At 72.5% G+C, this 26,430-nt stretch carries 29 protein-coding genes and 1 pseudogene; 15 read left to right on the forward strand and 15 right to left on the reverse strand.

What is annotated here, in order from left to right:
* Positions 1 to 24: 24 nt before the first annotated feature.
* The 4 genes from eccD to ACFY36_RS06020 all read right to left on the reverse strand — a co-directional run bounded on the left by eccD (position 25) and on the right by ACFY36_RS06020 (position 2,757).
* The gene (gene eccD, locus ACFY36_RS06005; RefSeq protein WP_499744772.1) at positions 25 to 1,386 is read right to left on the reverse strand and encodes a type VII secretion integral membrane protein EccD; all 1,362 of its coding nucleotides are present in this window, start codon (positions 1,384 to 1,386) and stop codon (positions 25 to 27) included.
* Positions 1,364 to 1,672, reverse strand: a complete 309-nt coding sequence (locus ACFY36_RS06010; RefSeq protein WP_499744773.1) for a WXG100 family type VII secretion target — start codon at positions 1,670 to 1,672, stop codon at positions 1,364 to 1,366. The genes eccD and ACFY36_RS06010 overlap by 23 nt, the downstream gene beginning before the upstream one ends.
* An 11-nt stretch (positions 1,673 to 1,683) precedes the next feature.
* Positions 1,684 to 2,037, reverse strand: a complete 354-nt coding sequence (locus ACFY36_RS06015; RefSeq protein ID WP_499744774.1) for a WXG100 family type VII secretion target — start codon at positions 2,035 to 2,037, stop codon at positions 1,684 to 1,686.
* Between the two features lie 81 nt (positions 2,038 to 2,118).
* Positions 2,119 to 2,757, reverse strand: coding sequence for a response regulator transcription factor (locus ACFY36_RS06020; protein ID WP_499744775.1), 639 nt, complete (start codon positions 2,755 to 2,757; stop codon positions 2,119 to 2,121).
* 90 nt (positions 2,758 to 2,847) lie between these two features.
* Between ACFY36_RS06020 and ACFY36_RS06025 the strand changes: the two genes are divergently transcribed.
* A complete protein-coding gene (locus ACFY36_RS06025) occupies positions 2,848 to 3,177 on the forward strand; it encodes a YbaB/EbfC family nucleoid-associated protein (protein ID WP_499744776.1) in 330 nt (109 codons plus the stop codon).
* A 4-nt stretch (positions 3,178 to 3,181) separates the two neighbouring features.
* Here ACFY36_RS06025 and ACFY36_RS06030 read toward each other — a convergent pair whose 3' ends face one another.
* Entirely contained in the window at positions 3,182 to 4,222 is a 1,041-nt protein-coding gene (locus tag ACFY36_RS06030) for a hypothetical protein (protein ID WP_499744777.1), read from the reverse strand.
* 197 nt (positions 4,223 to 4,419) lie between these two features.
* Between ACFY36_RS06030 and ACFY36_RS06035 the strand changes: the two genes are divergently transcribed.
* On the forward strand, positions 4,420 to 5,397 hold the full coding sequence (locus ACFY36_RS06035; protein ID WP_499744778.1) for a redoxin domain-containing protein: 978 nt from the start codon (positions 4,420 to 4,422) through the stop codon (positions 5,395 to 5,397).
* A 10-nt stretch (positions 5,398 to 5,407) separates the two neighbouring features.
* On the forward strand, positions 5,408 to 6,328 hold the full coding sequence (locus tag ACFY36_RS06040) for a hypothetical protein (RefSeq protein ID WP_499744779.1): 921 nt from the start codon (positions 5,408 to 5,410) through the stop codon (positions 6,326 to 6,328).
* A gap of 2 nt (positions 6,329 to 6,330) precedes the next feature.
* On the opposite strand, the gene ACFY36_RS06045 is transcribed toward ACFY36_RS06040, so the two are convergent.
* The 8 genes from ACFY36_RS06045 to ACFY36_RS06080 form a co-directional block, all read right to left on the reverse strand.
* Positions 6,331 to 6,789: an MEKHLA domain-containing protein gene (locus tag ACFY36_RS06045; RefSeq protein ID WP_499744780.1), complete on the reverse strand. Its 459-nt coding sequence runs from the start codon at positions 6,787 to 6,789 to the stop codon at positions 6,331 to 6,333.
* Positions 6,786 to 8,267 carry a hypothetical protein gene (locus tag ACFY36_RS06050; RefSeq protein WP_499744781.1) on the reverse strand — a complete coding sequence of 494 codons (1,482 nt, stop codon included), beginning with the start codon at positions 8,265 to 8,267 and terminating at the stop codon, positions 6,786 to 6,788. The genes ACFY36_RS06045 and ACFY36_RS06050 overlap by 4 nt, the downstream gene beginning before the upstream one ends.
* 69 nt (positions 8,268 to 8,336) lie before the next feature.
* Entirely contained in the window at positions 8,337 to 8,894 is a 558-nt protein-coding gene (locus tag ACFY36_RS06055; protein WP_499744782.1) for a hypothetical protein, read from the reverse strand.
* A 93-nt stretch (positions 8,895 to 8,987) separates the two neighbouring features.
* Complete coding sequence (locus ACFY36_RS06060) at positions 8,988 to 9,641, reverse strand: response regulator (RefSeq protein ID WP_499744783.1); 654 nt, start codon at positions 9,639 to 9,641, stop codon at positions 8,988 to 8,990.
* Positions 9,638 to 10,807 carry a sensor histidine kinase gene (locus tag ACFY36_RS06065; protein ID WP_499744784.1) on the reverse strand — a complete coding sequence of 390 codons (1,170 nt, stop codon included), beginning with the start codon at positions 10,805 to 10,807 and terminating at the stop codon, positions 9,638 to 9,640. The genes ACFY36_RS06060 and ACFY36_RS06065 overlap by 4 nt, the downstream gene beginning before the upstream one ends.
* A gap of 10 nt (positions 10,808 to 10,817) precedes the next feature.
* Entirely contained in the window at positions 10,818 to 11,738 is a 921-nt protein-coding gene (locus tag ACFY36_RS06070; RefSeq protein WP_499744785.1) for a D-alanine--D-alanine ligase family protein, read from the reverse strand.
* A 1-nt stretch (position 11,739) separates the two neighbouring features.
* Complete coding sequence (gene alr, locus ACFY36_RS06075) at positions 11,740 to 12,816, reverse strand: alanine racemase (protein ID WP_499744786.1); 1,077 nt, start codon at positions 12,814 to 12,816, stop codon at positions 11,740 to 11,742.
* Complete coding sequence (locus tag ACFY36_RS06080; RefSeq protein WP_499744787.1) at positions 12,813 to 13,433, reverse strand: M15 family metallopeptidase; 621 nt, start codon at positions 13,431 to 13,433, stop codon at positions 12,813 to 12,815. The genes alr and ACFY36_RS06080 overlap by 4 nt, the downstream gene beginning before the upstream one ends.
* Positions 13,434 to 13,553: 120 nt before the next feature.
* Here ACFY36_RS06080 and ACFY36_RS06085 point away from each other — a divergent pair, with 120 nt between their 5' ends.
* The 3 genes from ACFY36_RS06085 (at position 13,554) to ACFY36_RS06095 (ending at position 16,686) form a co-directional block, all read left to right on the forward strand.
* A complete protein-coding gene (locus ACFY36_RS06085) occupies positions 13,554 to 14,906 on the forward strand; it encodes an FAD-binding oxidoreductase (protein ID WP_499744788.1) in 1,353 nt (450 codons plus the stop codon).
* Between the two features lie 12 nt (positions 14,907 to 14,918).
* A complete protein-coding gene (locus ACFY36_RS06090) occupies positions 14,919 to 15,611 on the forward strand; it encodes an SDR family NAD(P)-dependent oxidoreductase (protein WP_499744789.1) in 693 nt (230 codons plus the stop codon).
* Positions 15,612 to 15,693: 82 nt separating this feature from the next.
* A complete protein-coding gene (locus tag ACFY36_RS06095; protein ID WP_499744790.1) occupies positions 15,694 to 16,686 on the forward strand; it encodes an SDR family NAD(P)-dependent oxidoreductase in 993 nt (330 codons plus the stop codon).
* Between the two features lie 52 nt (positions 16,687 to 16,738).
* On the opposite strand, the gene ACFY36_RS06100 is transcribed toward ACFY36_RS06095, so the two are convergent.
* Both ACFY36_RS06100 and ACFY36_RS06105 read right to left on the reverse strand, forming a co-directional pair.
* Positions 16,739 to 18,049, reverse strand: coding sequence for an epoxide hydrolase family protein (locus tag ACFY36_RS06100; RefSeq protein ID WP_499744791.1), 1,311 nt, complete (start codon positions 18,047 to 18,049; stop codon positions 16,739 to 16,741).
* A 151-nt stretch (positions 18,050 to 18,200) separates the two neighbouring features.
* A complete protein-coding gene (locus ACFY36_RS06105; protein ID WP_499744792.1) occupies positions 18,201 to 19,271 on the reverse strand; it encodes a class I SAM-dependent methyltransferase in 1,071 nt (356 codons plus the stop codon).
* Positions 19,272 to 19,408: 137 nt separating this feature from the next.
* On the opposite strand from ACFY36_RS06105, the gene ACFY36_RS06110 reads away from it, so the two are divergent.
* The 9 genes and pseudogenes from ACFY36_RS06110 to ACFY36_RS06150 all read left to right on the forward strand — a co-directional run bounded on the left by ACFY36_RS06110 (position 19,409) and on the right by ACFY36_RS06150 (position 26,286).
* Positions 19,409 to 20,248 (forward strand): helix-turn-helix domain-containing protein, encoded by an 840-nt coding sequence (locus ACFY36_RS06110; RefSeq protein ID WP_499744793.1) that lies wholly within the window; start codon positions 19,409 to 19,411, stop codon positions 20,246 to 20,248.
* 45 nt (positions 20,249 to 20,293) lie between these two features.
* Positions 20,294 to 21,202, forward strand: a pseudogene (locus ACFY36_RS06115) (alpha/beta hydrolase); the annotation flags it as partial.
* A gap of 61 nt (positions 21,203 to 21,263) precedes the next feature.
* Positions 21,264 to 21,806, forward strand: a complete 543-nt coding sequence (locus ACFY36_RS06120; RefSeq protein WP_498698275.1) for an RNA polymerase sigma factor — start codon at positions 21,264 to 21,266, stop codon at positions 21,804 to 21,806.
* Complete coding sequence (locus ACFY36_RS06125; RefSeq protein WP_499744794.1) at positions 21,803 to 22,603, forward strand: zf-HC2 domain-containing protein; 801 nt, start codon at positions 21,803 to 21,805, stop codon at positions 22,601 to 22,603. The genes ACFY36_RS06120 and ACFY36_RS06125 overlap by 4 nt, the downstream gene beginning before the upstream one ends.
* An 11-nt stretch (positions 22,604 to 22,614) precedes the next feature.
* A complete protein-coding gene (locus tag ACFY36_RS06130; RefSeq protein ID WP_499744795.1) occupies positions 22,615 to 23,415 on the forward strand; it encodes an ATP-binding cassette domain-containing protein in 801 nt (266 codons plus the stop codon).
* Positions 23,412 to 24,737, forward strand: a complete 1,326-nt coding sequence (locus ACFY36_RS06135) for a hypothetical protein (RefSeq protein ID WP_499744796.1) — start codon at positions 23,412 to 23,414, stop codon at positions 24,735 to 24,737. Before ACFY36_RS06130 ends, ACFY36_RS06135 begins: the two co-directional genes overlap by 4 nt.
* Entirely contained in the window at positions 24,734 to 25,348 is a 615-nt protein-coding gene (locus tag ACFY36_RS06140) for a hypothetical protein (RefSeq protein WP_499744797.1), read from the forward strand. Before ACFY36_RS06135 ends, ACFY36_RS06140 begins: the two co-directional genes overlap by 4 nt.
* A gap of 36 nt (positions 25,349 to 25,384) precedes the next feature.
* Positions 25,385 to 25,738 carry an antibiotic biosynthesis monooxygenase family protein gene (locus ACFY36_RS06145; RefSeq protein ID WP_499744798.1) on the forward strand — a complete coding sequence of 118 codons (354 nt, stop codon included), beginning with the start codon at positions 25,385 to 25,387 and terminating at the stop codon, positions 25,736 to 25,738.
* Between the two features lie 23 nt (positions 25,739 to 25,761).
* Entirely contained in the window at positions 25,762 to 26,286 is a 525-nt protein-coding gene (locus ACFY36_RS06150; RefSeq protein WP_499744799.1) for a DUF1990 domain-containing protein, read from the forward strand.
* Positions 26,287 to 26,430: the final 144 nt, after the last annotated feature.

The following is a 26,430-nucleotide window of genomic DNA, read 5'->3' on the forward strand; positions in this document are numbered from 1 at the left end:
GGCCTCTTGGAGGAGCGGATCGGATCAGAAGTTGCGGCCGAGGCCCCACAGCAGGCCGAAGACGCCGTAGACGCCGAGCAGCAGCGGAGGCAGGGCGAGTTGGCACACCGTCAGCAGCGGCCGCCATTTCGGCGCCCCGGCCGCCGCGGCGGGCGAGCGCCACAACAGGACCGGCACGGCCACGCCGACCGCCGCCACGCCGGCCAGCGCGGCCAGCGGCAGCCGCAGTGGCTCGGTGACCGGCCAGTGGCCCAGCGCTGTGAACAACCCGAACGCCCCGGCGAGCGCGGCCAGCACCGGCCCGATCGCCTCGGTGGCGAATGAGAACGTGCCCGCCCGCACCAGCAGCGCCACGACGGCCACACCGGCCAGGGCCAGAGGGAACGGCGCCGGATCGCGCGTGACGACGATCAGGCCTACGGCAACGATGGCCGAGGCGATCGCCATCAGCAGCACCAACGTGTGCTGGGCCCGCGTCACCCGGCGGGCCAGTTCGTCCGGGTCGGCCGACGGCTCCATCGACGGCGACGACAAGCGTAGCCAGGTCGCCGCGGTGAGGGCTCCGGCCGTCCGGGGTGCGACCCCGGCGAACAGCACGCCCGCCACGACCGCGGTGGCCGCGGCCGCCGTGGTGGAGGCGCCCAGCGCGAGGACCACCGTGGTCATCACCCCGGCGATCGCCGCCACGAGCGTCACCGCGGCCAGCAGCACACCAGGCACCGCCGACAGGGCGATGAGCAGGCCGACCACCGCTCCGATCTCGGCGTACAGCAGGCCCGGGCCCAGCGTCAGCAGCGCCACCACCGTCATCGCGGGCACGGCGGCGCAGCCCAGCGCCGTCCGCAGCGGATCGGGCAGGACCCGCGGATGCGCGCCCACGATCCGGGCCGTCACCGCGAAACCGATGCCGGCCACCGCGAGCACCGCGCCCGCCGCCGACCGGCCGTGAGCATTGAAACCCAGATATGACAGCGTGGCCAGCAGCCAGACCGCACCCAGCAGCACCGCCGCCCGGGCGCGGGCCCGGGCGTCCCAACGCGGACCGAGCCCGGCGTCGCCGACCTCCTCGACGACCTCCCAGACGCCGCGCACGACCGGCTCGTCGCCCTCCCCGGCGAGCACGTCGCGCAGGTACAGCACGGTCCCGTCGGCGACGCCGGCCTCGGCCAGCGACGATTCGATCGGGAGGGGAGCGGCCCCGGCCGGGGCGAGCGACCAGGCCGGCGGCAGCGCGGCGCTCGTATCCTCGCCCAGCAGCCCGGCCAGCCGGTCGCTGTACTCGGCGATCGGCGCCTGCGAGGGCACCGCGAGGTCGGCGCGGCTCCGCGCGCCGACCACGGTCACCAGGGTGCGGGTGGCCGGCTCAGTGTTTCCAGGTCTGGACATTCGCCCACTCGCAGTCGGTGTAGTTCTGCCAGGTGATGCGCATGGCCTGGGCGATCTGCCCGAGCACACCCTCCTGGCCGAGCAGGCCCTCGGCGGCGATGTTCCACTCGTTCTGCAGACCCTCGTAGTACTCGCGGGTCTGCCCCTGCCAACTGTCCAGGATGGGCTGGAGCTCGTTGCGCAGCCGGGTCAGCTCGTCCTCGATCTGCTGGGCCTTGGCGTTCAGCCGGGTGCCGGCGTCCTCCAGCTCGACGGGCACACGCAGATGACTGGACTCGATCGACATGGGTGTCCCTTTCAGAAGCGCGACGGGGGAAGGTCGAAGCCGGTCTGCCCCGGCATGAGCTGACCGGACACCGGCTTCAGGTTGGCGATGTTCTGCTGCTCGGTGTCGAGGTAGTTGACGTAGTTGCCGTCCAGGCCCTGGCCGATGTCGCGCAGCGCGTCGTTCATCATCCGGGCGTAGATGTCGAAGTCGGTCATGAGTTGCTGGAACGTGTTCTGGGCGACGCCCTGCCAGGTCTGCTCGAGCTCGAGCACGTAGTTGCGGAGCTCGGCGAGGTGCTGCCAGACCGAGTCGGCCGTGGCGTAGCTGTCGAGCGACGCTTTCTTGATCAGTTCCGGGGTGAGCTGAAAGCCCGGCATCGTCATCGTTCACTCCTTTGTCCGGACGGGCCTTCGAGCCAATCGCGAACGGCGGTGTCCGGACCAGTTCCCTTACCGGCGTCCCCATCAATGCGCGGTCACGTAGCCCAGTTCGATGGCCCGGCGGGTGAGCTCGGCCTTGTTGCCCGCGTTCAGCTTGGTCCGGATCCGCTTGACATACGTGCTCACGGTGGCCTCGGTCAGTCCCATCCGGCGGCTGATCTGCTCGTGCGTCAGGCCCTCGGCCACCCAGCGCAGGGTCTCGATCTCACGGTTGGCCAGCCGCGGCTCGCGGGCCCCGCGTTCCGACGAGGTCTGCGCGAGCAGCGGTTCGACGAGTTGGTCGCAGACGTACACACCGCCGTTGCGAACGGTCTCCAGCGCGGCCATCACCTCGTCGGCCGGGGTGTCCCTGGTGAGCAGGCCGCGGATGCCGCCCTGCAGGGCGGCCAGCAGACCCGGTGGGTCCTCGGGGCGCACCAGCACGAGCGTCCGGCTCTCCGGCGGCAGCAGGGTCCAGAAGCGCGGGCCCATCCGGGACCCGCGCTGCTCGTGCAGGTCGGCGACGATCAGATCGGCCGGATCGGCGCGTAGCACGGCGGCGGTGATCCCGTCCACCTCGTGCTTGACGACGATGCCGGGTGCGGCGGCCAGAACCCGGGCCAGGCCGCCCCGGATGATGGCGTTGCCCGAGACGACCGCCAGCGTGCGTACGGAGCTGTTCACCTCTGGCACAACGGGCGCGACGGCGACGGGTTCGGCACGTCCCCGAACCGGGAGCTGTGATCCGTCCGGCACCGCGGCTACAACGGAGAGATGACCAGTCCCTCCATGCCCGATTTCAACCACCTCACCGAACAGCTCGCCCAGGTCACCAAGGGCATGCAGCAGGCTCACACCGAGTTCGAGGCGACCGAGGTGCACGGTGGCTCGCCGGACGGGGCCGTGCGAGCCACGATGCGCTCGGGCCGGCTGGTGGGCCTCACCATCGAGCCGCGGGCGCTGGAGCCCCGGGACGCCGCGCGCCTGGCCGATCAGGTCCTCGCCGCCGTGCGCGACTGCGAAGACCGGACAGCGGCGCTGCTCGGCGCGCGCACCGACGCCATGAACGGGATGGTCCGGCGCATGATGGACGGCCTCGGCTGAGGTGTCACTCGGCCACGCACTGCGCCCGCACCGCGCCGCCGGCCAGGTGCGGGTAGGTCACGGGATAGCCGGAAGGGTTCCCGCGGTTCGTCAGCTTCACGCCGATCATGCCGTTGTGGACCGGGTAGGTGCCCAGGCCGACCCAGCTCGAGTGGTGGTCGCGCTGGCTGACCGTGTGGTCGCCGGACGGGTTGACGTACGTCGTGTTGCCGATGGTGTTGCCGTGCACCACGGCGAAGTGGGCGGCCGTGGCGGCCACGTCCCGGGCGCTGGCGCTGGTCGGCACAAAGAGCGAGAGCGTGCACGACTGCGCGGTGCCGCCGACGCTGAAGCCCCAGACGATGGCCTGGCCGGCGTCGTCGCTCGACGCGCTGCCGGACATCGGCATGTCGGTGAACTGGCCGTTGCAGCCGTTGCCGGTGTAGCTGCCGTTGGCCAGCGTCCACCAGCCGGCGTTGCCGGAGGTGTACCAGCCGTGCTCGGTGTAGACGCTGCCGGCGCTGGAGCAGCCGCGGCCGGCCACGCCGCTGTAGGTGGTGGCCTTCTTCGCCTCGGTGGCCGGCGCGGCGGCGGCCTGGGTCGCCGGGGGTGCTGCTGCCGCGGTGGCGGCCGGGCCGGTCGTCGAGGCCGGGCGGGGTGCGGTGGTGGCCTGGGTCGTGGCGCCGGTTGCCGGGGCGGCTGCCTGGTCGGCCACGGTGATCCCGTTCGGCCCGGGTGCGCCCTGCGGGCCGGGCGCGCCCGGCGCGCCCTTCGCCCCCGGTGCTCCCGCCTGCGCCGGGGCCGGCTTCACCGGCGTACCGGAAACGGCCGTTGACTTCGACGGGACGGAGGTCGTCGCGGCGACGGGGGTCTCGGCGGCGGCCTTGGGGCGCATCAGGACGCTGGCGCCGACCACCACGCCCGCCAGCACGACGATGATCAATGCTGCCGCCGCGACCTGACCGACCGATGAGCGTTGCGGACCGTTGCGGACCGAACGGACGAAAGCGCCGACGAAGCCGCCGTGCGCGCTGCGCCGCTGACCGGAATCGTGCTGCTCGGACATCACTGCCTTTTCCTCCCCGAGGGTGCCGATCCACCTGTCTACGGACTCGGGCGCTGTCTCGCCACGTACCTGTTCAGGGACGCCGCGCGTCGCGGCTCCCGATCACGGCGGGCGACCGGTACACGGACCAGGGCAACTCCCGGGTGCGCGACGGGGTACCAGCGCGCAAGGGTGAAGAGACCACGAAGGGGGAAGTCATGTTCTCAGGGGCACACCATCTGCCGAAGGAAGGCCGCCTGCCGCTGCTCGACGGGGCGACCGGCTGGCTCAACACCGAGCCGCTGCGGCCGGAAGAGCTGCGGGGCAAGGTCGTTCTCGTCAACTTCTGGACCTTCACCTGCGTCAACTGGCTGCGGCAGCTTCCGTACGTGCGGGCCTGGCACGAGAAGTACGCCTCGCGGGGTCTCGTCGTCCTCGGTGTGCACACGCCCGAGTTCCGGTTCGAGCACAACCTCGAGGAAGTACGCCGGGAGATGCGCGCCGACACGATCGAGTACCCGGTGGCGATCGACAACGAGTACGGGGTGTGGCGAGCCTTCGACAACCACTACTGGCCGGCGCTGTACCTGGCCGACGCCGAGGGGAACCTGCGGTACCACCACTTCGGCGAGGGCGAGTACGAGCGTACGGAGAAAGCGATCCAGCGCCTGCTCCACGAGGCCGGCGCCGACCCCGGCCACGACCTGGTCGTGGTCGAGCCGCGCCCGGTCGAGGAGGCGGCCGACTGGTCGACCCTGGAATCGCAGGAGAACTACACCGGGTACGACCGCACCGAGCGCTTCGCCTCACCCGACGGCCTGGTCCTCGGGAAGCCGCACCAGTACACGCTTCCGGACACGCTCGGCCTCAACGAGTGGTCCCTGGAGGGCGACTGGACGATGAACGAGCAGGCGACCGTGGCCAACGCGGCCGGTGCGCGCCTGCTGTACCGCTTCCACGCCCGCGACCTGAACATCGTCACGGGCGCGACCACCCCCGCACGCTTCCAGATCCTCATCGACGGCGAGCCGCCGGCCGCCGCCGCGGGCCAGGACGTCGACGCCGACGGCTACGGCACCATCGGCGACCGCCGCCTCTATCAACTGCTGCGCCAGCCCGACCCGATCACCGACCACACGGTGGAGATCACGTTCCTCGACGCGGGCGTGGAGACGTACAGCTTCACCTTCGGCTAGGCTCCGGCCCATGTTCGGGTCCCAGGCGCTGGAGACGGCGATCGGGCTGGCACTGGTCTTCTTCGTGCTGGCCTCGCTCGCGTCGGCCATTGTGGAGGGCGTCTCACGGTTGCTGCGCAAGAGGGCCAAGGACCTCGAGGAGACCATCGGGCAGATGCTCAGCGGCAGCCCGTCGTTCGACGCGGCCGCCCGGCGCGCCCTCGACATGTTCCGGGGAACGGCGGTCTACCAGTCGGCGAACGTCGCGGCCGGCCGGGGCCGGCACTGGTTCCGCACCGAGCTGGGGCCGGCCTATCTGTCGGCCCGCTCGTTCGCCAACGCGGTCGATGAGATGACCGATCGCGAGCCCCTGAACTCCTGGCTGGCCGGGGTCAAGGCCGATGGTCGCGAGCTCGGCCTCGACGCCAAGGCGGCCGTGGAGAGCTGGTACGACGAGACGATGGGCCGGCTCAGCGGCGCCTACAAGCGCTGGGTGACCGCGGTGCTCTTCGTGGTCGGCCTCGGCATCGCCGTCGCCGGCAATGTGTCGGCCTTCCATACGGCACAGACCCTGTGGCGGCAGCCGGCCGTGCGCGAGGCCGCCCTGAACGCCGCCGAGCAGGCCGCGGTGAAGGCGCCGTCGGCCGACGGCCTGGTCGACACCAACGTCCAGACCGTGCAGGACCTCGCCGGAATCGGCCTGCCGTTCGGCTGGGACCACGGCACCGAGTGGAGCAGCCTGGCCTGGACCAGCTCCCACATCGCCGGATGGCTGGTCACCGCCCTGCTGCTGATGCTGGGCGCCCCGTTCTGGTTCGACCTGCTCTCCCGCCTCGTCTCCCTGCGCGCCACCGGCGCCAAACCACCGGTGGCGGCCGACGACCCGGCCGCCGCCACCACCCTGCGTACCGCGGCGGTCCTGTCGTCCAGCCGCTCACCGTCGGACGGGTGAGGTCACTGTCCGGGGTCGCTCCAGCGCCGGATCAGGGCGGCCTGGCCGACGACGGACGAGTCCGTGTCGAGGACGTTCCAGACGGTCGCGTCCTCGAGCCAGAACTGCCGGCCGTCCTTGCGGACCCGGGGGCCGCGGTAGCCGTCGACCACCCCGTCGCGCCGCACCGCGTCCATGAACAGGCGGCGTGACTCGCGGTCCTGAACGCCCGCGGACAGGCGCGACGGAAGTCCGGTGAACTCGTCCCGGGTGTAGCCGAAGATCTCCTGGGCCTTGCGGTTGGCGTAGACGAACAACGGATCCGGCGAGGTGTCGTGTACGAGCAACCCGAAGGGCGCCTCGTACAACCACCGGGCCAGATCCTCGCCCGCCAGGTCCTCCGGCGCGAGGGGCCGGCCGGTCAGCTTGAGATAGCTGCCGGCCAGCAGCCGGGCCAGGCGGGCCTCGTTCCCGGCCCTCACTGGACGAAGATGTCGACCGAGGGCCGCATCTCGCCGCAGATCCGCAGAACCTCGTGGATCGGGTGCTCCTCGAACGCCTTGATCAGGGAGAGGTCGAGGTCACTCGTTCCGTGGTCGACGGCGGGATAGGCCGTCTGGGTCAGCAGATAGTCGAAGCGCGGCGCCCATTTGCGCGAGCCGAGGCGGGCCGTGGTCGAGCAGTTGTCCACCATGTAGGAGACGCCGCGTGCGTGCATGTAGGGGTTGAGCGAGTCGGTGGCCTCGATGACCGATTCGTTGGCGATCTCCGAGTACGGGTGGCCCCTCTCGATGAAGGCGTCGACCTGCGCCATCATGACGCCGCAGAAGACGCCGGCGGTGAACGCGTCCAGCGGCAGCGCGTCGTCGTCGCGGTCGCGCCGCGCGACCTCGCCCGCGCGCCACATGCCGGCCTGGTCGATCCGGCCCATCGGGAAGCGGGCGAGCCGCCGGCCCGCGAGGATGACGCTGCGGACCTCGTTGCCCGAGGCCACCTCGTCGTAGATCTCGTGCGTGATCTCGGATCCGACCGGGTAGGCCGCCGCGTACGCCCGGGCGAACTCCGCGCGATCCGCGTCGTCGAGACGCCGGTAGAGGCCGATGAGCCCGTCCTTGGAGACGATCCGCGAGATCGGGCCGGTGACGCAGTCGACCGAGTGACGGTACGCCTCGGTCTCGGTCAAGCCGTGATCGCGGAACCGGCGGTAGAGGCTCTCCACGATGCCGTGCACACCGCCGAGCAGGATGGCCCGCTCGCCGGTCAGGTCGGACAGATACTCCGAGCGCAGCGTGGTCTGGAACGTGTAGGGGGCGCCGAGGCCGACCGACCAGCCCAGGGCCCGGTCGGTCGCCCGCCCGCTGGCGTCCTGCTCGACGGCGAAGCTGGCGTTGATGCCGGCCCCATTGGTCTCCGCGCCCTGCAGGTACAGCGCTCGCACGGAGGCGCCCATCCCCTTGGGGCAGACCGCGATCACGTCGGCGTTCGCCGGGAACCGGCCGCCCTGCTGCTCCAGGTAGGCCAGGAGGAACCCGTGCGACAGGCCGATGGTGGCCCCGGGCCGCAGTGCCGCGAAGATCCGCTCGTGCAGGTCGGCCAGCGCGGCGTCCGAGATGAGCAGCAGGACCATGTCCGAGGCGGCGATCACCTCGAACATCTCGCCCAGCGTCCCGTCCGTCTCGGAGAAGCCGGCCGCGCGGGCCGCTGCGAACGAGGACGAGCCCGCCCGCAGGCCGACCACGACCTTGAGGTGGCCGCCGAGGGAGTCCCGGAGGTTCTGCGCCTGCGCCGATCCCTGAGGTCCCCAGCCGATCACCGCGATCTGGTTGAGACCCTCGAACGCGCGGGGCAGGCGGTCGAACAGATGCCGGCCACCGCGGACGATGCCCTCCCGCGTGCCCGCGAGGGAGATGTACTCCTTGTCGAAGACGCCGGTCTCGAAGTCCAGCTCTTTCGCCGTCATGTCAGTCCCTTTCGCACGTCTCGGCGGACGAGCCGCCCATGACTCACGACGGGAGAACCACGCTGTTCGTCAAAGTGGCCGGCGAATTGTGAGGGGCGCCACCGGGCGGCGGCGCCCGCGCCAGGCCAGCAGGAGCGACTGGAGGACGAAGAACGTGCCGCCGGCCGCGGTGTAGAGGACCAGCATGTCGAGCGTCGGCGCGTCGCCCAGGGCCACCGGCAGATAGGTCGCGCCGGCGATCACCGAGAACGAGCCGGCCAGCAGCGACGGCCACTGCCAGCCCAGCACGCGGCGGCGGCTGAGGGCGACGACGACCTGCGCGGCGCCGGCCACGACGGCCCACAGCCCGAAGACGAACAGGACGGCGCCGATCCCGCTGATCGCCGCCAGCCCGAGGCCGGCGGCGGTGAGCGCGCTCAGGCTCGTGTTGAACACCTGGAGCCGCCGGCCCGGGGTGCCGCTGCTCTCGCGGACGTCGGCCAGTGACGCGACCACGTCGATCACCGGGTAGAGGACCAACAACGCGACCGAGACGGCGGTCAGATCGTGCTGGACCGTGGCGAAGGCGATCGACCAGGCGATGGCGATGAGGCCGCGGATCAGATAAATGCGGAACAGAGGAGACATGCCACTGACTCTCGGCGTTCGCCGCCGCGCTCGCGCCCGGGTCCGACCCTGGCCTTCGGCCCCGGGAGGCCAGGGTCACCCGGGTGGGCGGTGTCAGCCGAGCAGGCCGTGTTCGTGGGCGAAGACGACGATCTGGACGCGGTCGCGCAGGCCCAGCTTGCGCAGGATGGCGCCGACGTGGGTCTTGACGGTGGACTCGCCGGCGAAGATCTCGGCGGCGATCTCGGCGTTGGACAGGCCCCGGGCCACGGCGCGGAAGACGGCCCGTTCCTTGTCGGTCAGCGCGAGGTAGGCGTCGGGGACGGGGGAGCGGGCCGGGAACCGGCCCTCCAGCAGGGCCGAGAGGTCGCCGGGGGCCAGGACGGCGTTTCCCGCGTGAACGCTGCGGATGGCGTCGGCCAGCTGGGCCGGCGTGGTGTCCTTGAGCAGGAAACCGCTGGCGCCGTAGCGGATGGCCGTGGCCGCGCGGTCGTCCAGGTTGAAAGTGGTCAGCACCAGGACCCGTACGGGATCGGTCCTGGGCTTCTCGTAGATGAGCCGGGTCGCCTCGACGCCGTCCAGGCCCGGCATCCGCAGGTCCATCAGCACCACGTCCGGCCGCAGTTCCTCGGTCAGCCGTACGGCGTCACGGCCGTCACCGGCTTCGCCGACCACCCGGATCCCGGGCTGCGCGTTGAGGATGACCACCACGCCGGCCCGGAACAGCTCCTGGTCGTCGGCGACGAGCACCTCGATCTCGTCGCTCACCGGAGCGGGACCGGGATCCGTGCCGTGGCAACGAAAACGTCCTCGCGGCGGCCCGTCTCCAGTGAGCCGCCGACGGCGGCGAGCCGGTCGCGCATGCCGTCCAGCCCGGAACCGGAGCCGGGCGAGGAGTCGGGGGCGGTGGCGTTGCGGACCTCGATGACCAGGCCGTCGGGGTTCCAGGAACGCTGGACGACGACCGCGCCGTCGTGCCGGCCGTGCCGGATCGCGTTCGTGAGCATCTCCTGCAACACCCGGTAGGCCGTCACCCGCTGCTCCTGGTCGAGGGGCCGGGGTGTGCCGTCCTCGCCGGTGACCACCTCCCGGCCGCCGTCGCGCAGATTGCCGATGAGCCGGTCCATGTCGTCGGTGGTGTCGCGGGTCGTCGACAGCACCTCCTGCACATCGCGCAGCGACGACCGCGCCGACGTGGCGATCCCGCCCAGCAGCGACTTGAGCGCGGCCGGATCGTCGTCCGGGAGATATTGCCCCGCCTCGGCCTGGGTGAGGATCACGGCGAGGGAGTGCCCGACCACGTCGTGCACGTCGCGGGCGAGCCGGGTCTGCGCGTCCCGGATCCGGGCCGTCTCCTCGGCTTTCGCCCGCTGCCGGGCCGCCTCGGCCAGGTCGAGGTGGGCCTGGTCGGAGATGCGCAGCGCCAGCCCGGCCAGCCACGGGACGCCGATCAGGGCGGCCATGACGACCGCGACGCCGATCCGCCAGCCGATGCCGAGCTGATCCACGGTCGCGGAGATCAGGCCGTACGAGGGAATGGGGAAGTTGATTCTGACCGCGCCGGCCTCGACGAGGAGCACAGCGGCGACCGCGGCGGCCGGGATCGACAAGGCGCTGGCCCGCAACGTCACCGTTCCGCCCCAGCGGGCCGTGCCGAAGGCCACGAAGAGGACGGCGATCTGGGTGACGACGTACGGGCTCTGGGTCGCGGCCTGGCACAACGGGATCGCCCAGACGAGCCCGAGCGCGACGGCGGGCGCCCGGCGCACCAGCCCGGCGGCCAGGGCGGTGCCGAGGATCACCAGCCAGAACAGGAGCTTGCGGGTGGGGCCGAAGTAGGAGAGCCAGTCGTTCGACGTGTATTCGAGCGCGCCGAGGAACAGCACGACCGTCGCCGCGCCGATGTCCGGCCACCACCACGCCCGATCCCGCACGTCCTCCACGTTAGGCGAGAGCGTCGTGGATCAGGCGGTCGAGCAGCTCCGGGTAATCCCATCCGGCGGCCGCGAACATCCGCGGAACCTGCGACCGCGCGGTGAAGCCGGGCATCGTGTTCACCTCGTTGAGCACCGGACCGGCCTCGGTGAGGAAGAAGTCGACACGGGCCACACCGCCGCAGCCGAGCGCGTCGTAGAGGGCGACGGCGGCGTCCTCCAGCGCCTTGGCGGCGGCGGGATCGATCGGGGCCGGAACCCGGAAGACCGTGCTCCCACCGTATTTCGCCTCGTAGTCGAAGAAGCCGTCGGCGACCACCTCGAGGGCGGGCGTGACGAAGCCGCCCAACACGGCGATGTCGACCTCCCGGCCCGCGACGACCTCCTCCACCAGCACCCGGTCGTCGTGCCGCAGCGCCTCGGCCAGGGCGCCGGCGAGGGCAGCCTCCTCGCGCACGAGCGTGACGCCGAGGCTCGACCCGGCGGCCACCGGCTTGACCACGACCGGCCCGTTCCAGGCGCAGCCGGCGGCGGTGCGGGCGGTGAGCAGCCGGCCCGGCGCGGTCGCGATGCCGAGCTCCGCGGCGATCAGTTTGGTCACCCATTTGTCCATCGCGAGCGCTCCCGGGCGGACCCCGGAGCCGATGTACGGGACACCGGCCAGCTCCAGCAGCGCGGCCAGGGTGCCGTCCTCGCCGCGCGGGCCGTGCACGATCGGCAGCGCCACGTCACAGCCTTGGAGCACGGCGATGGCCGCGGGCAGGCCGATCGGGTCGTCGCCGTGCCAGGTTCCATCGGGGGCGATCGTCAGGCGGACGACCTCGTAGCGCCCGGGGTCGAGTGCGGCGGCGACCGCCGCGGCCGAGGCGAGCGACACCTGGTGTTCGCCGTTGCGGCCGCCGCCGATGACAGCGGCGCGGATGCGGGACATGTCAGTAACCCCCGATGACGTGACGGTGTGGGCGGGCGCCGAGCCCGGTGACGATTTCGTGTGGGAGCGTGCCGGCCCAGGCGGCCCAGTCGGCGACCGACGGCTCGCCGTCGTCGCCCGGCCCGAAGACGGTCGCGCTGTCGCCGGGCCGGACCTCGGGGCCGGTCTCGACGACGGTCTGGTCCATGGATATCCGGCCGGCGACGCGGCAGCGACGGCCGCCGAGGAGCACCTCGGCGCGGGGCCCGGCCCCGCGCGGAAGCCCGTCGGCGTAGCCCACGGGCAGCAGAGCGAGATGGGTGTCGCGGGCGGCCCGCCAGGTGTGGTCGTAGCCGACCGGCGTGCCCGCCGCGACCCGGCGCACCTCGACGACCGGCGCGGTCAGCGTCATGGCGCCGCGCAGGGCCCGGCCGCCGCTCGGATCGATGCCGACCAGACCGGCGCCGGCGCGGACCAGGTCGAAGTGGGTCTCGGGGCGGGTCAGGGTGGCGGCGGTGGCGGCCAGGTGGCACAGCCGGGGGCGCAGGCCGGCCGTGAAGGCGGCCGTGATGGCGTCCCGGAAACGCTGGGTGGCGACCGCTGTGCCGGGGCCGGCGAGGTGGCTCATGAGGCCGGTGACCGTGACGCGGCCGCATTGCTCGGCCTCGCGCGCGGAACGGAACAGGGCGGCCCACTCAGCGGGCGCGGCGCCGTCACGGGCCATCCCGGTGTCCAGCTGGAGGTGCACACGGGCGCCGGGCGGCATCGCGGCCAGATGGGCCACGCTCGGCACGGCGAGGTCGACCTGATGGCGTACGGCCAGGCCGAAGTCCGCCCCCAGCGGATTGAGCCAGCTCAGGATCGGTGCGGTCAATCCGGCCGCGCGCAGGCCGAGGGCCTCGCCGAGCCCGGTGACACCCAGCCAGGTCGCGCCCGCCCCGAGGGCGGCCCGCGCCACACCGGCGGCCCCGTGCCCGAAGCCGTCGGCCTTCACCACCGCCATCAGCTCGCCCCGGGTGCGGGCGGCCAGCGTGCGGGTGTTGCCCGCGACCGTCGCCAGATCCACCACGACCTGAGCCCCCGCCACGGCTACTTTCACGCCGGGATCCCGGCCGGAACCGGGCCGTGCAGAGCGGCCGGCGCCCCGGTCATCAGCGCCCAGTAGCGGTCGCCGTAACTCCAGTGCCACCACTCGGTCGGATAGTTCACCAGGCCGGCCCCGCCGAGCACCCGGGACAGCAGCATCCGGTTGGCCCGGGCCTGCGGGCTGATCCCGTCGGCCGCGAAGTAGCAGGCGCCGCCCGACTGCTCCGGTGTCGCGTCGATCGGGGTGCCCATGTCAAGGTCGCCGTCGGGACCGGTCAGCGTCAGGTCGACCGCGGCGCCGGCCACATGCGGGGCGACCTCGACCGGCGCCACGAAGCGGCTCACCAGATGGTGCAGCCCGGCCTCGTCGATGGCCGGACGGGCGGCGCGCACCTCACGGGCGTACGTCTCGATGATCTGCCGTTGTTTTTCGATGTCGCGATGGCCCTCCACGACACGCAGCCGGACGCCGGGCGGCAGCGCGGCCTGAGCCCAGCCGAGCCGTTCGCCGAGATCGGCGCGCACCCAGGCCCGCGCCGGGCCGAACTCGCCGCCGAGCCGCACCAGCGGGGTTCCGGTGTCCCGCAGCGGCACAGCCAGCACGCGCGGGTCACTGAGAAGGATCACCATGCCGTAAAGATCGCTCCGGCCGGAGGGCCACCGCATCGTTCTCAGGTACCGGCGGCCTGTCCTGAAGTACCGCTCGCCACTCCCCGTGAACTTGGGCGGATCCGCCGCGTCGGCATGGTCATGACGGAACTTCAGCAACTGACCGGGCCGGTGCTGCGCCCGGGTGAGCCCGGATACGACGCCGAATGTCGTACTCAGAACCTGCTGACCCCGTTGCGGCCGGCCGTCGTGGTCGGGGCCGCCGACGTCGCCGATGTGCAGGCGGCGGTCCGCTACGCCGCGGCCAACAAGCTGGCGGTCGCGGTTCGTGGCGGTGGGCACATGCAGCCCTACACGGCCGACGGCGCCGTGCTCGTCACCCTGGACCGGATGGCCGGGGTCACGGTCGACGCCGAGCGGCGGACCGCGCGGGTGACCGGCGGCGCGCGCTGGCAGGAGGTCATCGACGCGGCCGCCAAGGAAGGCCTGGCCCCGATGGCCGGATCCTCCGTCACGGTCGGCGCGATCGGCTATGTGCTCGGTGGTGGGCAGGGACCGATCCTGGCCCGGTCCCACGGGTACGCCTCGGACCACGTGAACTCGTTCGACATCGTCACCGCGGACGGGGTGCTGCGCACCGTGAGCGGCGACGACGAGCTGTTCGCGGCGCTGCGCGGCGGCAAGGGCAACTTCGGTGTCGTCACCGCCATGGAGATCGAGCTGTTCCCGGTGGCCACGGTGTTCGCCGGCAGCATCTACTTCCCGGGCAGCGCGACCGCCGACGTGCTGCGCGCGTGGCGGGACTGGGCGGCGACGCTGCCCGAGCAGGCAACGACATCGGTCGCCGTCCAGCGGCTGCCTCCGGTCGAGGAGCTGCCCCCGCCGCTGCGTGGCGCCCATGTGCTGAGCGTCCGCTTCGCCTATCTGGGCGCGGCTGAGGCCGGCGAGGCGCTGCTGGCGCCGATGCGGGCGGCCACGCCCGCGCTGATCGACACGGTGGCCGAGGTGCCGTACAAGACGGCGGCGACGCTGCACAACGACCCGGTCGACGCGATGCCGTACCTGGACCGCAGCCTCGGGCTGAGCGGCCTGCCCGACGCGGCCCTGAACAAGCTGGCCGAGCTGACCGGTCCCGGCACCGCGATCCCGTTGACGAGCGTCGAGGTGCGCGCGCTCGGCGGCGCGATGGACCGGCCGCCGGCCACCCCCGACTCGGTGCCCAGCCGCGGTCTGGCGTTCCAGCTGTTCGCCTTCGCCGTCGGCGGCGACGACCTGGACGAGGGTCACCGCCGCCTGCGGCGGCTGGTCACCGCGATGCGGCCGTGGGCCGACCCGAAGCACCGCCGGATGCTCAACTTCCTTTCGACCGAGGAGGCGCTCGACCCGCAGGAGCTGTCCGAGGCGTACGGGCGCGAGCTTTACGACCGCCTGCGCGCGGTCAAGCGCCGCTACGACCCGGACACCATGTTCCGGATGAACCACACGATCCGCTGAGGGAGGTCACGCGTGGAACTGGGAATCGCCGGCCGCACCGCCTTCGTCGTCGGCGGCAGCGGCCTCCTGGGCCGGGCTGTGGCCACCGCCCTGCGGTCGGAGGGGGCCCGCGTGGTGCTCGGCGCGCGGGACCGGTCGCGTTTGAGCGAAGCGGCCCGGGGCCTCAGCTTCCGCACCCTGGACACCCTCGACGAGGGCTCGGTCCGGGCCGCGGTCGAGCAGATCGGCGACATCGACATCCTCGTCAACGCCGCCGCCCCGCGCGCACAGACCCTGAACATGGCCCGTGACCGCGATCCCGGCCAGGTTGTGGCCGAGTTCGAGGCCAAGGCCATGGGGTATCTGCGCGTCATGAACGCGGTCCTGCCCGGCATGCGGGACCGCGGCTTCGGCCGGGTCGTCAACATCAGCGGCCAGGGCGCACACGTGACCCTCTCGGTCACCGGCGCCGTCCGCAACCAGGCGGTCATCACCGTCTCCAAGGTGCTGGCCGACGAGTACGCCGGCTCGGGCGTCACCGTCAACGTCGTCAACCCCGGTGTCGTCGTCACCGGCGCACCGTCGACGGCGATAGCGCCCGGCAGCCCCGGCGAGTCGACCCCCGCGCAGGTGGCCGCGGTGGTCACGTTCCTGTGCTCGGCCGCCGCCGGTGGCGTCTCCGGCGAGTCCGTCGCCGTCGGGCATCGCGTCCGCGGCGTCCAGTAGGCGACCAGGGTGTGCCACTGGGGCGAACGGCCCGTCCGGAGCGGAAGCATCGGACGGGACGTACCCCGGTGAAAGGACCACCATGGCAACCCCGCAACACCCACTCCACTCGGGCTTCGGCGCCGGATCGACCACGACGGACGTCCTGGCCGGCATCGACCTGGCCGGCCGGACGGCCGTCGTGACCGGCGCCAACTCCGGGTTGGGGCTTCAGACCGCGCTGGCGCTCGGAAAGGCCGGCGCGCGCATCGTGGTTCTCGACCGCGACACCGCCGGCGCCCGCGATGCTCTGGCCGGGATCCCGGCCGAGTTCGTCACCCTCGACCTCAGCGACCCGGCGTCGATCGACGCCGCGGCCGAGGGGATCGGCCCGGCCGTGCACATCCTGGTCGAGTCGGCCGGCATCATGGCCGCGCCGCTCGGCCGCGACTCCCGCGGCAACGAACTCCAGTTCTCCGTCAACTATCTCGGGCACTTTCAGCTGGCGGCCCGGCTCTGGCCGGCTCTGCGCGCGGCCGGGGGAGCGCGGGTCGTCACCCTGACCTCGCTCGGGCACCGGCATTCGGCTGTCGACTTCGACGACCCCAACTTCCAGAGCCGGTCGTACGACCCGTGGCTGGGCTACGGGCAGTCGAAGACCGCGATGTCCTTGTTCGCCGTCGAACTCGACCGGAGAGGCCAGGATTTCGGTGTACGCGCGTTCGCCGCTCACCCGGGCAGCATCGTCGCGACCGGGCTCAAGCGCTATCTGACCACCGAGGAGCTCGCGGCGGCGGGCATGGTGAACCCGGATGGCAGCCCGATCCTCGACCCGGCCAAGCAGCTCAAGACCCCGGCGCAGGGCGCGGCCACGCCGGTCTGGTGCGCCACCAGCCCTCAACTGGCCGGGCTGGGCGGTGTGTACTGCGAGAACTGCGACATCGCCGAGCCGGCCGCGACCGGCGAGGGCGGCGACGTGCAGGATCTGGGCGCCTTCAACGACATCAGCGGCGTCATGCCGTACGCGGTCGATCCGGCCCAGGCCCGGCGACTGTGGACCCTCAGTGAGGAGCTGACCGGGGTGTCGTTCCTGTAGCACGCCGAACGGGGCCGGCGCTTGGTCGCGCCGGCCCCATCGGTGTGGCTGCTTACTTGCGGAGACCGCGGAACGCGGCGCGCACCTCGTTCGTGAACAGCAGGGGCTCCTCCCAGGCGGCGAAGTGACCACCCTTGGCGGGCTTGTTGTAGTAGTTCAGCGTCGGGTAGAAGGCCTCGACCCAGCTGCGCGGCGCCTGGAAGATCTCGCCCGGGAAGGCGCTGAAGCCGACCGGCACCTTGATGGCGCCCGGCGTGGTGGCGCCCTGCGGGTGGGCGCTCTCCCAGTAGAGACGGGCCGACGAGACGCCGGTGCCGGTCAGCCAGTACAGGCTGATGTTGTCCAGCACGTGGTCGCGGGTGAGGTTGCCCGACGGCGAGGCGCCCAGGAACGTCTTGGAGATCTTGTTGTAGCTGTCGGTGTCGTGGTCGAGCATCCAGGCCGCGAGGGCGGCCGGCGAGTCGGACAGCGCGTATCCGATGGTCTCCGGCCGGAACGACTGCTCGGTCAGATAGGCGCTGCCGGTCGTCTGGAAGACGGTGAGCGCGGCCTTGGCCGCCTGCTCCTCGGCCGTGGTGGCCGGCACCGGGGCGCCGCCGAGCGCGGCCAGCAGCAGGTTGAAGTGGACGCCGGCCAGACCGGCCGGGGCCTGGCGGGCCAGGGCGTCGGTGACCGCGGCTCCGGCGTCGCCGCCCTGCGCCACGTACCGGGTGTAGCCGAGGCGCGTCATGAGCTCGGCCCACGCCTTGGCGATGCGGTTCTGGTCCCAGCCGGTCACCTTCGGCTGGCTGGAGAAGCCGTAGCCCGGGATCGACGGGATGACCAGGTGGAAGGCGTCCGACGCCTTGCCGCCGTGCGCGGTCGGGTTGGTGAGTGGTCCGGCCGCGTCGATGAACTCGACGATGGAGCCGGGCCAGCCGTGCGTGGCGAGCAGCGGCAGCGCGTCCTTGTGGGGCGAGCGTACGTGGATGAAGTGCACGTCGACGCCGTCGATCTCGGTCGTGAACTGCGGCAGCTTGTTGATCTTGGCCTCGAACCGGCGCCAGTTGTACCTGGTCTTCCAGTACTTGGCCAGAGCCTGGGCCGCGGCCAGCTGCACGCCCTGCTCACGGTCCTTGACGAGCTCGCGGCTGGGCCAGCGGGTCGAGCCGACCCGGTGGCGCAGCTCGAGGAGCTCGCTGTTGGAGAACGAGACCCGGAACGGCCGGATCTTGTTCGCGCCGGCGGCGGTGCTCGTGGTGGCCGCGGCGGCGCCGGCCGGCGAGGAGCCGAGCGCGCCGGTGGCGGTGGCGGCGACGGCGATGCCGGCGGCGACACCGGTCTGCAGCACGGTCCGCCGGGTGGGTCCGGAAGTCTCGGTCATGGGAGTTCCCTTCGTGATCTGTCTCGGCACGAAGTCTTCCGGGGATGGCGACCCGGGCGAGCCCGTGACGACCCCTGGCCCTGCCACTGGTGGGCGGCGCTGTCCACCAGTGGTGGGCGACCTGGGTCACCTGGTGCCCACCCCGGTCGCTTCAGCGCCGGACGTCGTGGACGCGGTTGGTGACGGTCTCGACGACGGTGCGCCAGGTGCGCAGCCCGGACTCGGCCGCGATGGCGCGCATGGTTTCCTCACCCGCGTGGTTGCCGAGGGCGTACGGTCCCTTCTGGGCGAGCGCGGCCGGCAGGCAGAGCACGACGGAGGTCGAGCCGAAGGACCGGCCGACCGGATTGACGCTGTCGGCCGGGTTGCTCGAGGTGTTGGGCTCGACGATGAGCAGGCTGCCGTCGGCGGCCAGGGCCCGCTCGGTGTGCCGCAGCGCCGCCGCCGGGTCGCCCAGATCGTGCAGGCAGTCGAAGAAGGTGACCAGGTCGTATCCGGTGCCGGGGAACTCGGCGGCGGTGGCCACCTCGAAGCTCACCCGGCCGGAGAGCCCCCGCTCGGCCGCCATCCGCCGGGCGGCCTCGATGGACGGCTCGTGGAAGTCGAAACCGCGAAAGCGCGATCGGGGGTACGCCTCGGCCATGAGCAGAGTGGAATATCCGAACCCGCAGCCGACGTCGGCGACCAGCGCGCCCCCGGCGAGCTTGCCGGTCACGCCGTCCAGGGCGGGCAGCCATTCCTGAACGAGGAAGGCGTCGTAGCCGGGCCGGAAGAAGTCGGCCACACCGGAGAACAGGTCGGCCGAGTGCTCCCGCCAGCCAGGCCCGTCGCCGGTGCGGAACGCCTCGACCATGGCGTCCTCGGTCTTGTAGAGCGATTGCAGCATGGTGAAGCCGCCGGTGACGTTGACCGGCGAGGCGGGATCGGCCAGCACCGCCGCGTGCTCGTCGGGCAGCTCATAGGTGCCGGCGGCGGCGTCGTACAGCACGTACGCGCCCGCCACCTGCCCGTAGAGCCACTCGGCGGCGTACCGCTCGACAATGCCGGCCTTCTCGGCCAGCTGAGCCGGGGTGACCGGCCCGCTGCCGGCCATGGCCTCGTACAGCCCCAGCCGTGCTCCGAGCGACACCGACAGCCCGGCGAACGCCGCCGCGTTGTCGGTGACCACCCGTCCCAGAAACTCGTTCACCCGATCCTGATCGAGCTCTCCGCCGTTCGCCATGGCCTCTCCCGCATGTATCGGTCAACACGAGCAAAGAACTCAACGCGGGACGAGACGTTTTGTTCAGCCGGAGCTTGTCTGGAAGGGGGAAGGATTCTGCCCTGCCGGGGCCCTCATGGGGCGCGCAGTATTGGGTCATGACCTCCACCGAACTGGGCGACTTCCTCAAGGCGCGGCGCACCGAGCTGACGCCGCGCGCGGTGGGCCTGCCCGAGTACGACGACCGCCGCCGGGTGAAGGGGCTGCGGCGTGAGGAGGTGGCGGCGCTGGCGGCGATCAGCGTCGACTACTACACGCGCCTCGAGCAGGGCCGGGTGGCGGCGTCGGCCTCGGTGCTGGCGACGCTGGCCCGGGCGCTGCGGCTCGGCGAGGACCAGGAGGCTTATCTGTACGAGGTGGCGGGCAAGACGGACGCACGCCCGCGGCGCCGCCGGTCCGGGCAGAAGCTGCGCCCGGCCATGCGGCGGCTGCTCGACCAGCTCGGCGAGTCACCGGCGATCGTGCTGGGCAAGCGGATGGACGTGCTCGCCTGGAACAGCGCCGCCTCGGCCCTGTTCACCGACTTCGCCGCCGTGCCCGAGAAGAACCGGAACTACGTCCGCTTGCTCTTCACCGATCCCGCCATGCGGGCCCTGCACGCGGACTGGCACCACGACGCCCGGGACGCCGTCGCCGCGTTGCGCACCCGGGCCGCGGCCGACCCCGACGACCCGGAGCTGGCCCGGCTGGTCGGCGACCTCGCCGTCCGCGACCCCGAATTCCGTACGTGGTGGGCCGAGCACCGCGTCAACGGCGCCAGTTACGGCACCAAGCGTTACCACCACCCGGTCGTGGGCGACCTGACCCTCGACTGCGACGTCTGGGCCAGCCCGGACGGCAGCGGTCAGGAGTTGATGATCGTCACCGCCGAGCCGGGCACCCCGTCCCACGACGCCCTGCGCATCCTCGCCTCCTGGACCACCGTCCCGCAGACCTGAGGCAAAACCCCGTACTCAGCACCACAACCCAGAAAGGGCGGCTTCGCCATGCAAAAAATCGACGTCAAGTTCGACAGCCAGGGTCTCCAGATCGCCGGCCACCTCTACATTCCCGAGGGCGCCGGCCTCCCCGCGGTTGTCGTCGGCCACCCCGGCACCGGCGTCAAGGAGCAGGCCGCCGGCCTCTACGCCCGCGAGCTCGCCGAGCGCGGCTACGTGGCCCTCGCCTTCGACGCCGCCTATCAGGGCGAGTCCGAGGGCCTGCCGCGCGGCCTGGAGGACCCGGCCCACCGCATCGAGGACCACAAGGCGGCCGTGAGCTATCTGACCACCCGCCCCGAGGTCGACGCCGAGCGCATCGGGGTGGTCGGCATCTGCGCCTCCGGCGGCTACGTCCTCAACGCCGCCGCGAGCGACCACCGCATCAAGGCGATCGCCACGGTCAGCGGCGTCGACGTCGCCCGCCAGTTCCGCTTCGGCGCCGACGGCGACCAGGACCCGGCCGTCTTCCAGGGAATGCTGGACGCCGCCGCGGCCGCCCGCACCGCCGTGGCCCGCGGTGAGGGCACGCCGACGTTCCCGCTCTTCCCGCCGACCCCTGAGCAGGGCCGCGAACTGGGCGGCGAGCACGGTTTCGAGGGCGTCGAGTATTACTGCACCCCGCGCGGCCAGCACCCCCGCTCGACCAAGGCCCTGCCGTGGGAGAGCATCGACCACCTGGCCCTGTTCGACGCCTGGGCCGCGGTCCCGCTGATCGGCGACCGCCCCCTGCTCTCGGTCATCGGCCGCCGCGCCGTCACCGCCTGGATGGGCATCGAGGCCTTCCAGCGCCACACCGGCCCCAAGCGCGTCTTCTGGGTCGAGGGCGCCAGCCACGTCGACCTCTACGACAAGCCCGAGTACGTCACCCCGGCCGTCGACGAGATCGCTGCTTTCCTCACCAGCAACATGTGACGAGCGCCACTCTCGCTCGTGATCCGCGGCGCGACTGCTCCTCGTCTGACTGGGTGTGAAAGTGACCAGGCTGGACGAGGAGCAGTTGCTGCGCCGCGTCGCGCGTGCCGACCGAGCTGCCTTCGAGGAGCTCTACCGGCGTACGTCTCCATGGCTTGCCGTTCGTCTCCGCCGCCGCTGCGCCGACGACAACCTCGTGGCCGAGGTGCTCCAGGACACCTACGTGGCGGTGTGGCGCGCGGCCGGTTCCTTCGCCGGAGGCGGGACGGCCGAGGGGAGCGCGGCCGGCTGGATCTGGACGATCGCCGCCCGTCGCCTCGTCGACGCCTTCCGCAGCCGGGCCCGCAACCTCGAAGAGCCTTCCGAGGAGCTTCCCGTCCGCAGCGCGCCCGCGGCCGAGGACGAGGCCCTGGCCGCCACGGTCGGCGACGAGGTCGGCGCTGCCCTCTCGCAACTCGCCCCCGAACTGCGCGATGTGTTGCGGGCCATGGTTCTCGACGGGCTCACCGTCCGTGAGACCTCGGTCCTGCTGGGGCTGCCCGAAGGCACGGTCAAGAGCCGGGCGCGGCGCGCCCGCAGCGCGATGCGGGAGGCATTGTCGTGACCACTCATGCAACGCGGGCGTCCCTGACGGCTTACGCCGCCGGCGATCCGGGGCTCGACGACGCCACCGTGTGGGCGATCGAGGCCCATCTGGAGAGCTGCGCCGACTGCCGGGAGAGCCTGGCCGGTGCGGTCCCGCTCTCCGTCACCCAGATGCTCGACGGGGTACGCCTCCAGCTCGCCCCCGAGACGCGGCACGGCCCGCAGCCGGTACCCGTCAGCTCGTGGCGGCGCCGGGCCCAGCGATGGGCGGCCTGGGGCCTCGTGCCGTGGGCCATGCTGACCCTCACCGCGGTCGTCGCGGCCTTCCTGCTCGACCGGACCTTCCCGGACCGGCCGTCGCTGGTGCTGCTGCTGGCCCCGGTGGCCCCGCTGAGCGGGCTGGCGGTGGCGTGGTCGCGCCGTACGGACCCGGCCTGGGAGCTGATCGCCGGAACGCCACGGGGCGGGCCGGAGCTGCTCCTCCGCCGTACGATCGCGGTCCTCGCCGCCGTCATCCCCGCGCTGGCCGTCACCGGATGGTTCCTGGGGGAGTCGCCGGCCCTGTGGCTGCTGCCGTGCCTGACCTTCACCGCCGCCAACCTGTTGCTGGGCGGGCGGATCGGCATTCCCCGGGCCGCCGCCCTGCTCGCCTCGGCCTGGCTGGCCGTGGTGGCCGCGCCCGCCGTCGTCACGGCCCGGCCGCCCGTCCTGATCGAGCCGGCCGCCTGGCCCGCCTGGGCCCTGGCCGCGGTGGTTTTGTTCGCTCTCGCCGCTCTGCGCGCCGGTGACCACCGCCGCGCCGACAACTGGAACTGAGGGAAGAACCGATGATTCGAGCGGTGACCGGCGCCGAGATGGCGCCCCGCATGCACGCCTTCGACGTCGAGAGCGAGGGACTGCGGCTCAAGGCCGGCCGGCATCTGGCCGTCGACGGCCTCGATCTGCGCCTCGGCGCCGGCGTCCATGGCCTGCTCGGCCCGAACGGCGCCGGCAAGACCACCCTGATGCGGGCCCTGTCGACGGTCGTCAAGCCGTCCGCGGGCAAGCTCGCGCTGCTCGGCGCCGACGCCGCCGACGGGCGCCGCCTGCGGGCCCTGCGCCGCCGCCTGGGCTATCTGCCCCAGCATTTCGGCTTCTACCCGAAGTTCACCGTGCGTGAATACGTCGAGTACATGGCCTGGCTGCGCGAGATGCCGTCGTCGGCGGTCGCCGCTTCGGTGCAGCGCGCCATCGAGCGGGTGGGGCTGGCCGACCGGGCCGATTCCAAGCTCAAGTCGCTCTCCGGCGGCATGTTGCGCCGGGCCGGCATCGCCCAGGCCATCGTCAACGACCCGGACCTGCTGCTGCTCGACGAGCCGACCGTCGGACTCGACCCCGAGCAGCGCGTCGAGTTCCGCACCCTGCTGCGCGACCTCGGCGCCGGCAGCTGCGTCGTCGTCTCCACCCACCTGGTCGAGGACGTCGTCGCGGCCTGCACCGACCTTGTGCTCATCGACAAGGGCCGCCTGGTCTTCCAGGGATTGCCGGCCGACCTGACCCGTCTCGGCGACGAGGCCGGCGGCGTCGGCGACAGCCCGGCCGAGCGCGGTTACACCACCCTGCTGAACCGCCACCGGAGCGCCTCATGATCCGCATGCTCGGCGTCGAGTTGCGGCGGGGAAGCGGCTTCGCCGGGGCCGTCCTGATCGTCGCGATCACCGCGGCCGCCCTGGCCACCGACACGGGCAACTGGCAGACGCAGTGGACGCGGCTCGCCTACGACCAGGCCGTGGGCCTGTTCATCCTGCTGCCCATCGCGCTGGCCGCCGGCGCGATGCTGGGCCGCCGCGAACGCCGTACCCGCGCCGACGAGGTCCTGGCCAGCACGCCGCGGCCGAAGTGGCAGCGCATCGTCCCGCCGATCGCCTCGGTGGGGGTCGCCCTGGCCGTCGCGCACCTGCTCGTCTTCGTGGCCGCCGGCGCGCTGGTGGCCGGACACGGCGCGTACACCATCCTGTCCTCCTTCCTGGTCCCGCTGACCGACTCGGCCATCCTGATCGGCGGCGCCTGGCTCGGCTACGCGGCCGGCCGCGCCTGGCCCTCCCCGATGCTGCCGCCGGCGCTGGCCGCGGGCGGCCTGATCGTGCAACTCGGCCTCTCGTTCGTCACGACCGGCGGCGAGGCCGGCCGCGTCATGAACCTCGAGCTGTCGGTGCAGCCACCGACGTACGACTGGGAAATCGTCAACGGCCGGGCCCTCCTCGGGCACCTCGTCCTCGGCGCGGGACTGGCCGCGGCCGGGTTTCTGCTTGCCGCCGCCCGCTCCTGGAGCTCGCGGGGCGCCGCGGCCGGAGTCCTCACCGCCGCGATCGCCGGCGCCGCCTTCATTCCCCACACGGGCCTGGCCGGCCGGTACACCATCGACCACGACGCCCAGCGCCTCGTCTGCGCCGACGGCACGCCCCGGGTCTGCCTGACCGCCGTCCACTCCCGCGAACTGGCCGACGTCACCCCACAGGTGCGCCGGGCCCTGACCCTGCTGGCCAAGCTGCCCGGGGCACCGACCCAGGCCGTCGAGTGGCGCGCCGCCACCGTCTCCGTGCCCGGCGAACCCGAACCGGCCGGCCTTCCGGCCCCGGCCGGCGCCGTGGTCTTCACCCTCGATCCCGACACCGACCTGGTCGACAGCATCGTGCGCGGCGCCGGCACGGCCAACCGCGGCTGCCTGGCCGGCGATGAGCCCGACAGCGTCGCCGAGGCCGCGGCCGGAGCCTGGCTGCTGGGCGCCGACGACCTCCCCGGCCCCTCGTGGGAGGGCGCCGCCTTCCACGACCAGGTTCGCGACGCCGTACGGCAGCTGAAAGCCCTTCCCGCGCCCGAGCAGACCCAGCGGGTCACCGCCCTGCGTGACGCGGCCGCCGCCTGCCGCACCGGCCTGCTGCCGCTGCTGACCGGAAAGGACCGGCCATGACCGGCTGGCTGCCCCTCTACCTCCGCTCGCGGCGCCTCCCGGCGGCCCTGGCCGCGTCAGTCGGCGCGGTGCTGGTCGTCTGGGCGGCCTGGGCCGCCTTCTCCCGCGACCACGAGGTCGGTCGCGGGCTGACCGTCCTCACCGTCGCCCTGGCTCTCGCCCCGGTGATCCCCACCTTGGCCGGCCACGACGACAGTCTGGAGTCCACCGCCGCCCTGCGCTGGCCACCCCGCCGGGCCGTGCACCTGCTGGCGTGCGGCGCCCTTGTCACGGCTGCCCTGGCCCTGTTCGGCGTCACCAGCACCACTTTCGGCCCCTTCGGGCAGCTGGCCCGCGACACTGCCGGCCTCACCGGCCTGATGGGCCTGTCGGTGGCCCTGCTCGGCACCCGCCTGGCCTGGGCGCCGCCGATCGGCTGGACCGCCGTGCAGATCCTGTTCGGCGTCCCCGACGGCGCCGCCTGGCACCGGGCGCTCTTCTGGCTGGTCCAGGACCCTTCCGACCGCACCGCCGCCACGACGGCCACCTTGCTGCTGCTGACAGGCGTCCTGGCGTACGCCCTCAGGCCCGGCCCTTCCGTCTCTCCGACCGAGACCACCATGCAGCAGTAGCCGTCACATTCCGGGAATGCGCCCGGTCTGTCGGTCATGAACCAAGCCCTGGACTCGAACACCGGCCTCGACGCGCCCGTCACCGTGATCAAGACCTACACCGTGCCGGCGGCCGAGGCCGGCCATTTCACCGACGCGTACCAGGAGAACGCCCGCATCATGGCCGCTCAACCCGGCTTCGTCCGCTCCCGCCTGCACCGCCCGCTCACCGGCGCCCCCGAGACCCGCTTCGTCCACATCGCCGAGTGGAGCTCCGGAACCGCCCTCGACCGGGCCACCGCCAACCCCGAGTGGCGAGCCGCCCTGAAGCGCCTCTTCGACGACCCCACCCTGCACATAACCTCGGAGCCGGCCGCCTACCGCGTCGTCGTCGAACTCCACCCTTCCTGACCCACGGCTGTCAGAATGGCCGGGTGCCACAGCTCAACTACGACGTCGTCGGTGGCACCCGTCCCACCGCGGACGACTGGCCGTCCCACCCGCCCGGATACCGCGCCTACGAGCGGACCGTCGGCCTCGGCGGCGGCGCCGACCGCTGGCACGAGGTGTCCGAGGGCGTGATGACGTGGCAGGTCAAGCGCCGCAGCGGTTTCACCGTCACCCCGGCCGACGGCGGCGACGTCCGGGCCCGGTCCGGCGCCGACTACGAGCTGCTGGCCCGCGTGGGCCCGTTGCGCGTGCGTGAGCCGGTGCGGGTGGTCGCCGTCATCGAGCGCCCCGAACGGTGCGGCTTCGCCTACGGCACCCAGCAAGGCCATCCCGTCAGCGGCGAGGAGGCGTTCATCGCCCACCGCACGCCGGACGGCCGGGTGTGGCTCACTCTCCGATCGCTGACCCGCCCCGCGGACGGTTGGTGGGGGAGGGCGTTCCCGGCCCTGTTGGTGGCCCAGCGGGTCTATCGTCGTCGCTACCTCCGGGCGCTGCGGGCGACTCCCTGAGAACCGAGCGCGCCGCGAAATCCCGGTTGTCGATGACGATGTCCGCCTGCTCGGCCGGCCGCACCTCGTCCAGATAGAGCTGCTCACCCGGCACGTAATAGGTCCGGTAGCGCTCGACCGCCGCCTCCATCGAGTCCATCCACG

It is taken from the genome of Actinoplanes sp. NPDC000266, assembly GCF_042899005.1.
Lineage (GTDB): Bacteria > Actinomycetota > Actinomycetes > Mycobacteriales > Micromonosporaceae > Actinoplanes.